Genomic DNA, 13,537 nt, shown 5'->3' on the forward strand with positions numbered 1-13,537 from the left:
CGAGAACAATGAACGCTTCCTCGGCACCGCTTTTCCCTGACTCTACAGGTTCAATGTATGCGCCCACTGAAACAGGCAACTCCTACCTACTCCAGCCGTACCGCTGACAAATTCGTCGTTCGTCTGCCCGAGGGCATGCGTGAGCAGATCGCAGAAGTCGCTCGCAGCCATCATCGCAGCATGAACTCCGAGATCATCGCCCGACTCGAGCAGAGCCTGCTCCAGGAAGGGGCGCTGCAAGACAATCTCGGTGTTCGCCTGGACAGCCCGGAACTCAGCCTGCACGAGCGCGAGCTGCTGCAGCGTTTCCGCCAGCTGACCCACCGTCAGCAGAACGCACTGGTCGCCCTGATCGCACACGATGCGGAGCTGGCCCAGGCCTGAGCGCCGAAGCCCACGCGTAGCGCTTGAAATGGCCGGCATTCGCCGGCTTTTTCTTTATGGATGGCCAAACCATGGGCGAGTAACCGCAAGGCGGTTATCCGCCGGCCCCTGTAGCGCTGGCGTTATCCCTCCAACGCGACGAGGGAGAGCCGAATGAGCTATCGCCTGGCCGCCGATGCCCTGGTCTGGCTGCACCTGGGCTTCATCCTGTTCGTCCTGTTCGGCGGCCTGCTGCCGTTGCGCTGGCCACGCCTGGCCTGGCTGCACCTGCCGGCGGTGGCCTGGGGCTGCGCGGTAGAGTTTCTCGGCCTGCCCTGTCCGCTGACCCCGCTGGAGAATCGTCTGCGCCGGGCCGCCGGGGACGCCGGCTACAGCGGCGGCTTCGTCGAGCACTACCTGTTGCCGCTGATCTATCCCGCCGGCCTGACCCCGGCGGTGCAGTGGATCCTTGGCGCCATCGTTCTGCTGCTCAACCTGATCGCCTACCTGTATCTGTTGCATCGCCGCGGTAGCCGCTGAGTCACGGATGCCACGTCATTCCGTACCTGGATAGTGCTGCGCCGGCAGCGAGGCGAATCGTAGGCTGGGCTCCCCTGCCCAGCCCGGAGTCATTCCCATGCATCCCTATTTCAGTCTCGCCGGTCGCGTCGCCCTGGTCACCGGCGGCAGCCGCGGCATCGGCCAGATGATCGCCCAGGGTCTTCTCGAAGCCGGCGCCCGCGTCTTCATCTGCGCACGTGACGCTGAAGCCTGCGCCGACGCCGCCACACGCCTCTCGGCCTACGGCGACTGCCAGGCGATCCCCGCCGACCTTTCCAGCGAAGCCGGTGCCCGGCGCCTGGCGCAGGCGCTCGGCGAACTCAGCGCGCGGCTGGATATCCTGGTGAACAACGCCGGCACCAGTTGGGGCGCACCGCTGGAAAGCTATCCGGTGTCCGGCTGGGAAAAGGTCATGCAGCTCAATGTCACCTCGGTGTTTTCCTGCATCCAGCAACTGCTGCCGCTGCTGCGCCGCTCGGCCAGCGCGGAGAACCCGGCGCGGGTGATCAACATCGGCTCGGTGGCGGGCATCAGCGCCATGGGCGAACAAGCCTATGCCTACGGGCCGAGCAAGGCCGCGCTGCATCAACTGTCGCGGATGCTGGCGAAGGAACTGGTCGGCGAGCACATCAATGTCAACGTGATCGCTCCCGGACGCTTCCCGAGCCGCATGACCCGTCATATCGCCAATGACCCGCAGGCACTGGAGGCGGACAGCGCGTCGATTCCCATGGGCCGCTGGGGTCGCCCGGAGGAGATGGCGGCGCTGGCGATCAGCCTGGCCGGCACCGCCGGCGCCTACATGACCGGCAACGTGATCCCCATCGACGGCGGTTTTCATCTCTGAGCGCCGCCAATCCGGGTAACATGACGCCCCCGACCGCTCGCCTCGTCCCGCCATGACCCACAGCGTTTCTCCCATCGGCTACATCCGCTCCTGCTTCATGGAGAAGTTCGCCATCCCGCGCCAGCCGCTGCTCGCGCCGGCGGCGCGGGGGACCCTGGAACTGCTGCCGCCGTTCGACCAGGCGGAAGCGCTGGAAGGCCTGGAGCAGGTCAGCCATGTCTGGCTGCTGTTCCTCTTCCACCAGGCCCTGGAGGACAAGCCGCGACTGAAGGTGCGCCCGCCGCGCCTGGGCGGCAATCGCTCGCTGGGAGTCTTCGCCACCCGCGCCACCCATCGGCCGAACGGCATCGGCCAGTCGGTGGTGCGCCTGGAGGGTTTCGAAGCGGGGCGCCTGTGGCTGTCCGGGATCGACCTGCTCGACGGCACCCCGGTACTCGATATCAAGCCCTACGTACCCTACGCCGACGCCGTGGCCGACGCCCGCAACGGCATCGCCGACGCGCCGCCGCCGGGCATCGCCGTGGAGTGGAGCGAGCAGGCGCGGCGCCAGGCCCATGAGCACGGCCAGCGGTTGCAGCAGCCGGTGGCCGAGCTGATCGAGCAATGCCTGGCCCAGGACCCACGTCCGGCCTACCAGAAGCCGGAGCCCGGGCGCCGCTACGGAGTGCGCCTGTGGGACCTCGACGTGCATTGGCACTACCCGCGCCCGGACCTGATCCGCGTGCTCGACGTCAGTCGCGGTAGCTGAACCGCCACAAGCTATCGAGCGCGCTTAGAACAACAGCTCCAACAAGTCCGCCAAACGCCGCTCCTCGGCGTTGCGCGAGCGAACACAAGCCTTCAGCACCTGCTGCAGGCACTGGATAAAACAGCGTGCTGCCGGGTCCAGCGCCTGGTCACGCAAACGGATCAGGCTGATGTCGTCGTCGGCCAGTGCCTCGTCCAGCTCCAGCGCCCGCACTCGGCCACGCATGGGCTCGCAGAGGAGCATCGGCTCGGGCGAATAGCCGAGCATCCCCGCATCGACGATCAGACTGGTGAGCATAGCGCTCGACTGGGCACAGACGATACGCCCGGAGCAGACCGTATAACCGTACCGACCGAAAAGCTTCTGTACGACCTGCTCGTATCCAGCCTGGGTGAAGTTCATCACCCAGTCCTGCTCCAGCAGCTCCGCCAGTGAGTGCGCGGCCTGCGACGGATGGCCTTCGCAGGCGACCACCTTCATACGGTAGCGGGCCAACGGCTCGTGGACGAACTCCTGAGACGGTAGCGCCCCCGCCGGCCCTAGGGCGAAATGCATCACTCCGCTGCGCAACAGTGGCAGACTCACCGCCTGCAGGCCTTCGTAGAGTTCCAAGTGGACCGCCGGCATCTCTCTACGGAAGATTCGCACTGCCGCCGCCAATAGAGTCTGTCCGAACCAGGGGGTGACCCCCACGCACAGCTTCGTCGGTACCTCGCCTCGCAGGCTCGCCAGATCGCGCTGAGCGTTTTCCAGTTGGCTGGCGATCTGCCTGGCATGGGGCAACAGAACCAGTCCGGCATCGCTGAGCCGCGCGCCACCGGCATGGCGCATTAACAGCGGCAAGCCCTGTTCTTCCTCCAGTTCGCGCAGCGCCCGGGTAACCGCAGACTGGGACAAGCCGAGACCACGGGCGGCCGAGCGAATCCCGCCACCCTCGGCGACGGCGATCAAGGCCTGTAGCTGGTGCAGTTTCATGCAAATCTCCCACCTGAACACCAAAACGGATCACGACAACTTTTTTTTGGCTTATGCCGACCGAACGCCGGCGCTAGGTTAAGCCACCGCCCTCCCGCCAACCAGCGTACCCAGGACAAGAACGACATGAACACGCACCGTATCGATCCCGGCATCGCCGCCATCGCTCCCGCCATGACCGAACTCCGCCGCGCCATCCACGCGGAACCGGAGCTGGGCTTCGAGGAGTTCGCCACCCGCGAGAAGGTCATGAGCCATCTGCGCGAGTGGGGCTACGAATTGCACCTCGACCTAGCTGTCACTGCGGTGGTCGCCACTTTGCGCAATGGCCAGGGCCCGACGCTGGGCCTACGCGCGGAGCTGGACGCCCTGCCCATCCTGGAACAGAACGTCCGCCCCTGGAACAGCCGCGTCCCCGGCAAGATGCACGCCTGCGGCCACGACGGACATACCGCGATGCTCCTGGCGGCAGCCTGCGAACTGGCCCGCGAACGCGATTGGCGCGGCACCCTGCAACTATTCTTCCAGCCGGCCGAGGAAGGCCATGGCGGCTCCGGCGCCAAGCGCATGCTGGACGAAGGGCTGTTCCATCTGTTCCCCTGCGACGCCCTCTTCGCCCTGCACAACTTTCCCGGTATTCCGGTCGGCTGCTTCGCCACGCTCCCCGGTCCTTTCATGGCCTCGTCCGACAGCATCCGCATCGTCATCCATGCCAGTGGCGGCCACGGCGCCATGCCGGACAAGGCGGTCGACCCGGTGGTGATCGGCGCCTCGCTGGTGATGGCGCTGCAGACCGTGGTATCGCGCAATGCCCCGCCCAGCGAGACAGCTATCGTCACCATCGGCGCCTTCCTCGCCGGCGACGCGCCCAATGTGATCCCGCAGAGCGCCGAACTGCGCCTGAGCGTCCGCGCGCTGAACCCGCAAATCCGCCAGTTGCTCAGGCACCGTATTCAATCCCTGGCGGAAGGCCACGCGGCGAGCTTCGGCGCCAGCGCCGAAGTCAGCTTCGAAAACGGCTACCCAGTACTAGTCAACGACCCCGGCGCCACCCAACTGGCCACCGAGGTGATCCGCGACTGGCTGGGAGAAGAGGGCCTGGCACAGGAGGTGAAACCCATCTGCGCCAGCGACGACTTCGCCTTCTGGCTGGAGGAAGTACCCGGTTGCTACCTGCTGATCGGCAACGGCGAAGGCCACGGCAGTTGCGAGGTGCACAACCCCGGTTACGACTTCAACGACCAGGCCCTGCCATGGGGGGCCACCTTCTGGGTCAGGCTGGCGCGACGCTTCCTGGTCTGACAAACGACGGGCCTTCCCGAGGAAACACACGATGACAACAAGAACAACAACATCTTTCGATCTCAGCCAGGACCGTCCTCGACCGGCCAAGCGCAAGGCCATCGCGGCGATCTGCCTGGGCAACGCCCTGGAGTTCTACGACTTCCTGGTCTATAGCATGCTGGCGACGCTCATGGCCCGGCTGTTCTTCCCCTTCGGCGACCACCCGCTGGTCCCGCTGTTGCTATCTCTGGCGGTGTTCGGCACAGGCTTCGTCATGCGCCCACTCGGCGCACTGGTCATCGGCCTGTACGCCGACCGCGCCGGGCGCCGCTCCGCCATGCGCCTGACCCTCTGGCTGATGGCGCTCGGCGCGTTGCTGTTCGCCATCGCCCCGACCCATGCCCAGGCCGGCCTGCTCGGCCCGACGGTGGTGATCCTCGCCCGCCTGTTGCAGGGCTTCGCCCTGGGCGGCCAGATCGGCACCTCCACCACCATGCTGATGGAGTACGCCGACAAGGACACACGCGGCTATTACTGCAGTTGGCAAGTCTTCAGCCAGAGCCTGGGCATTCTCTTCGGCGGCCTGCTGGTCACGGCGCTGAGCAACCTGCTGACGCCGGCGGCCATGGATAGCTGGGGCTGGCGGGTAATCTTCGCGGTCGGCATCCTCGCCATCCCGGTCAGCGAATACATCCGCCATCGCCTGGAGGAAACCCAGGCGCACCGCGCGGCCAGCGCCAGGCCCCGGCCAATTCGGATCAACCGTATCGCCTTGCTGCTCGCCCACCCACGTCAGCTGTGCGCCGGCGTTCTGCTGGTGATCGGTGCCACCGTGCCTGTCTACATGATCCAGTTCTACCTGGCCAACCACGCTATCGGCGTACTGGGCATGCCCCTGGCCGTCGGAACCTGGGCGGCCATCGTCGCCTGTCTACCGCAGTTGTTCCTGTCCGCCCACGCCGGCCGGCTGAGCGACCGCATCGGCCGGCGCAAGGCGATCTTCTGGCCCATGCCGATCCTCCTGCTGGCGACCTACCCGGCCTTTCTGGTGATCAACCAGAATCCACACATCGGCGTTCTGCTGACAGTGGTATTCCTGCTCAGCATCCCGCTGACCTACACCATCGTGCCGAACCTGGCGATCCTTCCGGAGCTGTTCCCGGTGGAGATCCGCGCCAGCGGTATGTCCCTCGCCTACTGCATCGGCGTGACCCTGTTCGGCGGCTTCGCGCAGTTCTTCGCCGCCGGCCTGGTGGGACTTACCGGCAACCCCAATGCACCGGCCTGGTATATCTTCGGAGCCCTCCTGCTGGCCCTGGCCGGCCTCCTGCTGGCCCCGGAAACCGCCGGCCGGGAACTCGACTGAACCAGAGGTCCGCCAGGCCCGCTCCGCCCTGCGGCGAGCCTGACGGAAAATGCCGAGATATGCGCATCACGCCATCTCCAGACGCTCTTTCACGAAGTACCCTCGAACAGCCTCGGCAAATGACAGCTCTCTCCTTAATCTCCACTTCTTGACTTTCATCAAGCGCGTTCCGCCCCCGCTCCTCCTAGCATCCGGCAACGGAAGCGATTCCACCGCCAGGCGCAGACCCCACCGCAGCGCGGCGTCCCTTTTCTCGCCGGTAGCCAGTAGTAGATGGAACCTATGCGCGCCCTTCGTTTTTCCGCCGGATCGTGGCGGTGTGTCTTCGCCTGGATGCTCCTGCTGGTCGGCCTCGCCGCCCAGGGTGCCGAACTCAGCGAGCTGGAGCGCCTGCGCATCGCCCAGGTATTCCCCGCGGTCGAGCGGATCGGCGACCCCGAAGGCGACTACGGCGTACGCCGCCTGAGCAAGGGCGAGGAAACCCTCGGCTACGCCTTCCAGACCCTCGGCGTCACCGACATCCCGGCCTATTCCGGCAAGCCGATCAACCTGCAGGTGATCCTCGATCCGCAGGCGGTTATCCGCGACGCCTACGTCCTCGAACACCACGAACCGATCCTGCTGATCGGCATCCCGGAAGAGAAGCTGCATGCTTTCAGCGCCAGGTACGACGGCGTGCGCGCCGACCAGCGGGTGGTGGTCGGCCGCTCCAGCGACCCGCAGGCGGTTACCGTCGACGCGGTGAGCGGCGCCACGGTGACGGTGATGGTGGTCAACGAGATCGTCATGCGCGCCGCGCACAGGGTGGCGGTTTCCCTCGGCCTGATCGAGGACCGCGGCAATGTGCGGCCCAAGCCGGCACAGGTACGCCAGCAACCGGCAGCGCCGGCGAGCTGGAGCGAATTGCTCGGCAACGGCGCGATCCGCCGCCTGCAGTTGAGTCGCGGGCAGATCGACGACGCCTTCAAGGGCAGCGAGGCCGAAGGCATCGGCGAAGCCGACGCGGCGCACCGCGACGAGCCGTTCATCGATCTCTACAGCGCCCTGCTCAACCCTCCCGCGGTGGGCCGCAGCCTGCTCGGCGACAACCAGTACCGCGAACTGATGGCGTCGCTGAAGCCAGGCGAATACGCCTTCGTCGTGCTCGGCGACGGCGAGTATTCCTTCAAGGGTTCCGGCTACGTGCGCGGCGGCATCTTCGATCGGGTCCAACTGCGCCAGTTCGGCGACATCATCAGCTTCCGCGACCTCGACTACCAGCGCCTGTCGGACGTCTACGCCGAAGGCATGCCGGAGTTCCGCGAGATGGCGATCTTCGTCGCCCGCGCCAGCCAGCGTTTCGATCCGGGCTCGCCCTGGACCCTGGAGTTGCTCGTGCGGCGCCAGACCGGCCCGGTGGCGGGGGTATTCACCAGCTTCGAGCTGGCCTGCCAGACGCCCGAGGAATACCTGGAGCGGCCGCAGCCAACGGCCGAGGAACTGGCCGCCCTGGAAGAGGCCGCCCGGCCGCTGTGGCTGCGGGTCTGGTACCAGAAGAATTTCCAGATCGGGGTCCTCTGCACCGCCCTCGTCCTGCTCCTGGCGATCCTCTTCCTCCAGGACCGCCTGGTGCGACGGCCGCGCCTGATGCAGCGACTGCGCACCGCCTACCTGGCGTTCACCCTGGTCTACCTGGGCTGGTACAGCCTCGGCCAGCTATCGGTGGTCAACGTGCTGACCTTCGTCCACGCGCTGTTCGAAGGCTTCCGCTGGGAGCTGTTCCTCAGCGACCCGCTGCTGTTCGTCCTCTGGACCTTCACCGCAGCCAGCCTGCTGCTCTGGGGCCGCGGCGTGTTCTGCGGCTGGCTGTGCCCGTTCGGCGCGCTGCAGGAACTGCTCAACGAACTCGCGCGCAAGCTCCGCGTGCCGCAGTTCCAGGTGCCGTTCGCCGTGCACGAGCGGCTCTGGGCGATCAAGTACATCATCCTGCTGGCGCTCTTCGGCCTCTCCCTGGAATCCCTGGCGCTGGCCGAGCAGGCCGCGGAAGTGGAGCCGTTCAAGACCGCCATCACCCTCGGCTTCGACCGCCAGTGGTGGTTCGTCGCCTACGCCGTCGCGCTGCTGGCGGTCAACCTGTTCACCCGCAAGGTCTATTGCCGCTACCTCTGCCCGCTGGGCGCGGCCCTGGCGATCCCGGCCAAGGCGCGCCTGTTCGACTGGCTCAAGCGCCGCGCGGAATGCGGCAAGCCGTGCCAGCTCTGTGCCCGCGAATGCGAGATCCAGGCGATTCATCCGGACGGCCGCATCGAGGCCAACGAATGCCACTACTGCCTCGACTGCCAGATGACCTACCACGACCAGAACAAGTGCCCGCCGCTGGTGAACAAGCGCAAGAAGCGCGCGAAGAGCGCGCCTGCGGACAGCGGGCAGATACCCGCGGAGAACCTCTGACCTGGCTCCCTTTCCCCTGACTGCCCTTGAGGACGACACGAGATGAGCGACGACACGAAAAGTACCCACGAAGAAACCCATGGCCTGAACCGCCGCGGCTTCCTCGGCGCCTCGGCGCTGACCGGAGCCGCCGCCCTGGTGGGCGCCAGCGCCCTGGGCAGCGCGGTGGTCGGCCGCGAGGCCCGGGCCGCGAGCAAGGGCGAGCGCAGCAAGGCCGAGGTCGCCCCCGGCGAACTCGATGAGTACTACGGGTTCTGGAGCGGCGGACATTCCGGCGAAGTACGCGTACTCGGCGTGCCGTCGATGCGCGAGCTGATGCGCATCCCGGTGTTCAACGTCGACTCGGCCACCGGCTGGGGCCTGACCAACGAGAGCAAGCGGGTCCTCGGCGACGGCGCACGCTTCCTCAACGGCGACTGCCACCATCCGCACATCTCGATGACCGACGGCAAGTACGACGGCAAGTACCTGTTCATCAACGACAAGGCCAACAGCCGGGTCGCGCGCATCCGCCTGGACGTCATGAAATGCGACCGCATCGTCACCATCCCCAACGTCCAGGCGATCCACGGCCTGCGCCTGCAGAAAGTGCCGCACACCCGCTACGTGTTCTGCAACGCCGAGTTCATCATCCCCCATCCCAACGACGGCTCGACCTTCGACCTGTCCGGCGACAACGCCTTCACCCTGTACAACGCCATCGACGCCGAAACCATGGAAGTGGCCTGGCAGGTGATCGTCGACGGCAACCTCGACAACACCGACATGGACTACAGCGGCAGGTTCGCCGCCTCCACCTGCTACAACTCGGAAAAGGCCGTCGACCTCGGCGGCATGATGCGCAACGAGCGCGACTGGGTGGTGGTGTTCGACATCCCGCGCATCGAGGCCGAGATCAAGGCCAGGCGCTTCGTCACCCTCGGCGACTCGAAGGTGCCGGTGGTCGACGGCCGGCGCAAGGACGGCAAGGACAGCCCGGTGACCCGCTACATCCCGGTACCGAAGAATCCCCACGGGCTGAACACCTCGCCGGACGGCAAGTACTTCATCGCCAACGGCAAACTCTCGCCGACCTGCACCATGATCGCCATCGAGCGCCTCGCCGACCTGTTCGCCGGCAAGCTGGCCGACCCGCGCGACGTGGTGGTGGGCGAGCCGGAACTGGGCCTCGGCCCGCTGCACACCACCTTCGATGGCCGAGGCAACGCCTATACCACGCTGTTCATCGACAGCCAGCTGGTGAAGTGGAACCTCGCCGACGCGGTGCGCGCCTACAAGGGCGAGAAGGTCGACTACATCCGCCAGAAACTCGACGTGCAGTACCAGCCGGGGCACAACCACGCCACCCTGTGCGAGACCAGCGAAGCCGACGGCAAGTGGATCGTGGTGCTCAGCAAGTTCTCCAAGGACCGCTTCCTGCCCACCGGTCCGCTGCACCCGGAGAACGACCAGTTGATCGACATTTCCGGCGAGGAAATGAAGCTGGTCCACGACGGCCCGACCTTCGCCGAACCGCACGATTGCATCCTCGCCCGCCGCGACCAGATCAAGACCCGCAAGATCTGGGACCGCAAGGACCCGTTCTTCGCCGAAACGGTCAAGCGCGCGGAAAAGGACGGCATCGACCTGATGAAGGACAACAAGGTCATCCGCGAGGGCAACAAGGTCCGCGTCTACATGGTCTCGATGGCGCCCTCCTTCGGCCTCACCGAGTTCAAGGTGAAGCAGGGCGACGAAGTCACCGTGACCATCACCAACCTCGACGAGATCGAGGACGTGACCCACGGCTTCGTCATGGTCAACCACGGCGTCTGCATGGAGATCAGCCCGCAACAGACCTCGTCGATCACCTTCGTCGCCGATAAGCCCGGGGTGCACTGGTACTACTGCAGCTGGTTCTGCCACGCCCTGCACATGGAAATGTGCGGGCGGATGCTGGTGGAAAAGGCTTGATCCACGCAGCGCGGTCGATGGCCGGGCGCCGGGCGGGGCCGCTCCTCGCCCTGCTCCTGCTCGGCCTCGCCACGGCCCGCGCGGAGCCGGTCGACGGCCTGCCGCTGCGGGCCGACGGCGATGGCCGCTGGAGCCTGGCGGTAGGCCGCTACGCCGGCAACTTCGTCATCGACCGGCCTCTGCACCTGCGCTGCGAGGCCGGCGCCGAACTGGACGGCGGCGGCCACGGCAGCCTGCTGACCCTGACCAGCCCCGGGATCACCGTCGAGGGCTGCCGGCTGCGCAACTGGGGGCGCAACCTGACCGAACTCGACGCCGCGATCTTCGTCGGCAAGGCCGCCAGCGGCGCCGTGATCCGCGGCAACGACCTGCGCGGCGCGGGCTTCGGCGTCTGGCTCGACGCCACGGCGGGCGCGCAGGTGCTCGACAACCGCATCGAGGGCGACGAAAGCGTGCGCTCCCAGGATCGCGGCAACGGTATCCACCTCTATGCGGTGAAGGACGCCCTGGTCCGCGGCAACCGGGTCAGCCACACCCGCGACGGGGTCTACATCGACACTTCCAACGACAGCAGCATCGAAGCCAACCGCTTCGAGGACCTGCGCTACGGCGTGCACTACATGTTCACCCACAACAGCCGGGTGATCGACAACCTGACCCGGCGCACCCGCACCGGCTACGCGCTGATGCAGAGCCGCAAGCTGACCGTGACCGGCAACCGCTCCATCGACGACGAGAACTACGGCATCCTGATGAACTACATCACCTACTCGACCCTGGCCGGCAACCGCGTCGAGGGCGTGCGCAGCGGCAGCACCGGCGACGCGATGATCTCCGGCGCCGAGGGCAAGGCGCTGTTCATCTACAACTCGCTGTTCAACCGCATCGAAGGCAACAGCTTCGCCGACAGCGCCCTGGGCATCCACCTCACCGCCGGCTCGGAGGACAATCGCATCGCCGGCAACGCCTTCATAGGCAACCGCCAGCAGGTCAAGTACGTCGCCAGCCGCGAGCAGGAGTGGTCCGCCGACGGCCGCGGCAACTACTGGAGCGACTACCTGGGCTGGGACCGCGACGACGACGGCCTCGGCGACGCCGCCTACGAGCCCAACGACAACGTCGACCGGCTGATCTGGCTGTACCCGCAGGTACGCCTGCTGCTGAACAGCCCGAGCATCGAGCTGCTGCGCTGGGTCCAGCGCGCCTTCCCGGTGGTGCGCTCGCCCGGCGTGCGCGACAGCCATCCGCTGATGCGGATGCCCGCCGCGGAGCCGAGGCCATGAGCCTGGTCGAGATCGACGGCGCGACCCTGCGCTACGGCGCCCTCACCGCCCTGAGCGGGCTCGACCTGCGCCTGGAGCCCGGCGAGGTGCTCGGCCTGCTCGGCCACAACGGCGCCGGCAAGACCACCACCATCAAGCTGGTCCTCGGCCTGCTGGCCCCCAGCGCAGGCCGCGTGCGGGTCCTCGGCCACGATGCGAGGAGCCTGGAGGTGCGCCGCCAGCTCGGCTACCTGCCGGAGAACGTGACCTTCTACCCGCAGCTCAGCGGCGCGGAAACCCTGCGCCACTTCGCCCGCCTCAAGGGCGTGGCGCCGGCCGAAGCCACGCGCCTGCTGGAACAGGTCGGCCTCGGCCATGCCGCCAGGCGGCGCCTGAAAACCTACTCGAAGGGCATGCGCCAGCGCCTCGGCCTGGCCCAGGCGCTGCTCGGCGAACCGCGCCTGCTGCTGCTCGACGAACCGACGGTGGGCCTCGACCCGCTGGCCACCGTCGAGCTCTACCAATTGCTCGACCGCCTGCGCGGCCAGGGCACCGGGATCGTCCTCTGCTCCCATGTGCTGCCCGGCGTCGAGACGCATATCGACCGCGCCGCGATTCTCGCCGGCGGCCGCCTGCAAGTGGCCGGCAGCCTCGCCGAACTGCGCCGCAAGGCGGCTCTGCCGACCCACGTGCGCCTGGCCAGCCCGCATAACCCACAGTGGCTCGAACGCTGGCGCCGGGCCGGCCTGGCGGCGCGGAGACTGGACGGCCAGCGCATCGAGGTACTGCTGGACGATGCCGAGCGCGACGGCGTGCTGGAAGCGCTGCTGGCCGCGCGCGAGTTCGACCTGGAGGTCCTGCCGCCGTCGCTGGAGGACCTCTATCGCCACCACATGCCCCCCGCCGGAGCCACGCCATGCCCGTAGTCTGGACCATCGCCCGCAAGGAACTGGCCGACGGCCTGCGCAATCGCTGGCTGCTGGCGATCAGCCTGCTGTTCGCCCTGCTCTCGGTGGGCATCGCCTGGTTCGGCGCCGCCACGGCCGGCCAGGTCGGCTTCACCTCGGTGCCGGCGACGGTCGCCAGCCTGACCAGCCTGGCCACCTTCCTGATGCCGCTGATCGCCCTGCTGCTGGCCTACGACGCCATCGTCGGCGAGGAGGAAGGCGGCACCCTGCTGCTGCTCCTGACCTACCCGCTGGGGCGCGGCCAGTTGCTGCTCGGCAAGTTCCTCGGTCACGGGCTGATCCTCGCCCTGGCCACCCTGATCGGCTTCGGCAGCGCGGCGCTGGCGATCCTCGTGCTGGTGCCGGAGGTCGAGGCGGCCATCCTGCTGGGCGCCTTCGGCCGCTTCATGGGTTCCTCGCTGCTGCTCGGCTGCGTGTTCCTCGCCCTGGCCTACGCCCTGAGCAGCCGCGCCGGCGAGAAATCCAGCGCCGCCGGGCAGGCCCTCGGCCTGTGGTTCTTCTTCGTCCTGCTGTTCGACCTGGCCCTGCTGGCGATCCTGGTCCTCAGCCAGGGTCACCTGAGCCCGCGACTGCTGCCCTGGCTGTTGCTGCTCAACCCGACCGACCTCTACCGGCTGATCAACCTGTCCGGCTTCGACGCAGCCGCCGCCGGCGGGGTGGTTCCCCTGGCCAGCGACCTGCCGGTGTCCGCCAGCGCCCTCTGGCTGGCCCTGGCCCTCTGGGCCGGCGCTGCCCTGACGCTGGCCCACGGCCTGTTCCGCCGCCGCCCCATCTGACTCA

Annotated in this window: 12 protein-coding genes; 11 read left to right on the forward strand and 1 reads right to left on the reverse strand. The window is 67.3% G+C overall.

From position 1 onward, the window contains the following. Window positions 1-57 precede the first annotated feature (57 nt). From amrZ to tsaA, 4 genes are all read left to right on the forward strand, one after another. Window positions 58-384 carry a transcriptional regulator AmrZ gene (gene amrZ, locus HMPREF2886_RS24800; RefSeq protein ID WP_003091802.1) on the forward strand — a complete coding sequence of 109 codons (327 nt, stop codon included), beginning with the start codon at window positions 58-60 and terminating at the stop codon, window positions 382-384. Between the two features lie 153 nt (window positions 385-537). Beyond that, window positions 538-903: a DUF2784 domain-containing protein gene (locus HMPREF2886_RS24805; protein WP_003098694.1), complete on the forward strand. Its 366-nt coding sequence runs from the start codon at window positions 538-540 to the stop codon at window positions 901-903. A gap of 97 nt (window positions 904-1,000) precedes the next feature. Next, on the forward strand, window positions 1,001-1,771 hold the full coding sequence (rhlG, locus tag HMPREF2886_RS24810) for a 3-oxoacyl-ACP reductase RhlG (protein WP_033968550.1): 771 nt from the start codon (window positions 1,001-1,003) through the stop codon (window positions 1,769-1,771). Window positions 1,772-1,823: 52 nt separating this feature from the next. Continuing rightward, window positions 1,824-2,519, forward strand: coding sequence for a tRNA (N6-threonylcarbamoyladenosine(37)-N6)-methyltransferase TrmO (gene tsaA, locus HMPREF2886_RS24815; RefSeq protein WP_033968549.1), 696 nt, complete (start codon window positions 1,824-1,826; stop codon window positions 2,517-2,519). A 24-nt stretch (window positions 2,520-2,543) separates the two neighbouring features. On the opposite strand, the gene HMPREF2886_RS24820 is transcribed toward tsaA, so the two are convergent. Beyond that, entirely contained in the window at window positions 2,544-3,494 is a 951-nt protein-coding gene (locus HMPREF2886_RS24820) for a LysR family transcriptional regulator (RefSeq protein WP_033968548.1), read from the reverse strand. Between the two features lie 126 nt (window positions 3,495-3,620). On the opposite strand from HMPREF2886_RS24820, the gene HMPREF2886_RS24825 reads away from it, so the two are divergent. From HMPREF2886_RS24825 to HMPREF2886_RS24855, 7 genes are all read left to right on the forward strand, one after another. Further along, on the forward strand, window positions 3,621-4,796 hold the full coding sequence (locus HMPREF2886_RS24825; protein WP_070748581.1) for a M20 aminoacylase family protein: 1,176 nt from the start codon (window positions 3,621-3,623) through the stop codon (window positions 4,794-4,796). A gap of 31 nt (window positions 4,797-4,827) precedes the next feature. Beyond that, the gene (locus HMPREF2886_RS24830; RefSeq protein ID WP_070748583.1) at window positions 4,828-6,144 is read left to right on the forward strand and encodes an MFS transporter; all 1,317 of its coding nucleotides are present in this window, start codon (window positions 4,828-4,830) and stop codon (window positions 6,142-6,144) included. 282 nt (window positions 6,145-6,426) lie between these two features. After that, the gene (nosR, locus tag HMPREF2886_RS24835; RefSeq protein WP_070748585.1) at window positions 6,427-8,574 is read left to right on the forward strand and encodes a transcriptional regulator NosR; all 2,148 of its coding nucleotides are present in this window, start codon (window positions 6,427-6,429) and stop codon (window positions 8,572-8,574) included. A 42-nt stretch (window positions 8,575-8,616) separates the two neighbouring features. After that, window positions 8,617-10,527 (forward strand): TAT-dependent nitrous-oxide reductase, encoded by a 1,911-nt coding sequence (gene nosZ, locus HMPREF2886_RS24840; protein ID WP_033975518.1) that lies wholly within the window; start codon window positions 8,617-8,619, stop codon window positions 10,525-10,527. Further along, window positions 10,524-11,810, forward strand: a complete 1,287-nt coding sequence (locus HMPREF2886_RS24845) for a nitrous oxide reductase family maturation protein NosD (protein WP_073648725.1) — start codon at window positions 10,524-10,526, stop codon at window positions 11,808-11,810. The genes nosZ and HMPREF2886_RS24845 overlap by 4 nt, the downstream gene beginning before the upstream one ends. Further along, window positions 11,807-12,715, forward strand: a complete 909-nt coding sequence (locus HMPREF2886_RS24850) for an ABC transporter ATP-binding protein (protein WP_070748587.1) — start codon at window positions 11,807-11,809, stop codon at window positions 12,713-12,715. Before HMPREF2886_RS24845 ends, HMPREF2886_RS24850 begins: the two co-directional genes overlap by 4 nt. Then, a complete protein-coding gene (locus tag HMPREF2886_RS24855; RefSeq protein WP_070748588.1) occupies window positions 12,706-13,533 on the forward strand; it encodes an ABC transporter permease in 828 nt (275 codons plus the stop codon). The genes HMPREF2886_RS24850 and HMPREF2886_RS24855 overlap by 10 nt, the downstream gene beginning before the upstream one ends. The last annotated feature ends 4 nt before the right edge of the window (window positions 13,534-13,537 follow it).

Source organism: Pseudomonas sp. HMSC066A08 (assembly GCF_001813025.1).
GTDB lineage: Bacteria > Pseudomonadota > Gammaproteobacteria > Pseudomonadales > Pseudomonadaceae > Pseudomonas > Pseudomonas aeruginosa.

Coding starts and splice junctions, on each gene's coding strand:
- amrZ (WP_003091802.1), top strand. CDS start 58: ATGCGCCCACTGAAACAGGCAACTCCTACCTACTCCAGCCGTACCGCT.
- HMPREF2886_RS24805 (WP_003098694.1), top strand. CDS start 538: ATGAGCTATCGCCTGGCCGCCGATGCCCTGGTCTGGCTGCACCTGGGC.
- rhlG (WP_033968550.1), top strand. CDS start 1,001: ATGCATCCCTATTTCAGTCTCGCCGGTCGCGTCGCCCTGGTCACCGGC.
- tsaA (WP_033968549.1), top strand. CDS start 1,824: ATGACCCACAGCGTTTCTCCCATCGGCTACATCCGCTCCTGCTTCATG.
- HMPREF2886_RS24820 (WP_033968548.1), bottom strand. CDS start 3,494: ATGAAACTGCACCAGCTACAGGCCTTGATCGCCGTCGCCGAGGGTGGC.
- HMPREF2886_RS24825 (WP_070748581.1), top strand. CDS start 3,621: ATGAACACGCACCGTATCGATCCCGGCATCGCCGCCATCGCTCCCGCC.
- HMPREF2886_RS24830 (WP_070748583.1), top strand. CDS start 4,828: ATGACAACAAGAACAACAACATCTTTCGATCTCAGCCAGGACCGTCCT.
- nosR (WP_070748585.1), top strand. CDS start 6,427: ATGCGCGCCCTTCGTTTTTCCGCCGGATCGTGGCGGTGTGTCTTCGCC.
- nosZ (WP_033975518.1), top strand. CDS start 8,617: ATGAGCGACGACACGAAAAGTACCCACGAAGAAACCCATGGCCTGAAC.
- HMPREF2886_RS24850 (WP_070748587.1), top strand. CDS start 11,807: ATGAGCCTGGTCGAGATCGACGGCGCGACCCTGCGCTACGGCGCCCTC.
- HMPREF2886_RS24855 (WP_070748588.1), top strand. CDS start 12,706: ATGCCCGTAGTCTGGACCATCGCCCGCAAGGAACTGGCCGACGGCCTG.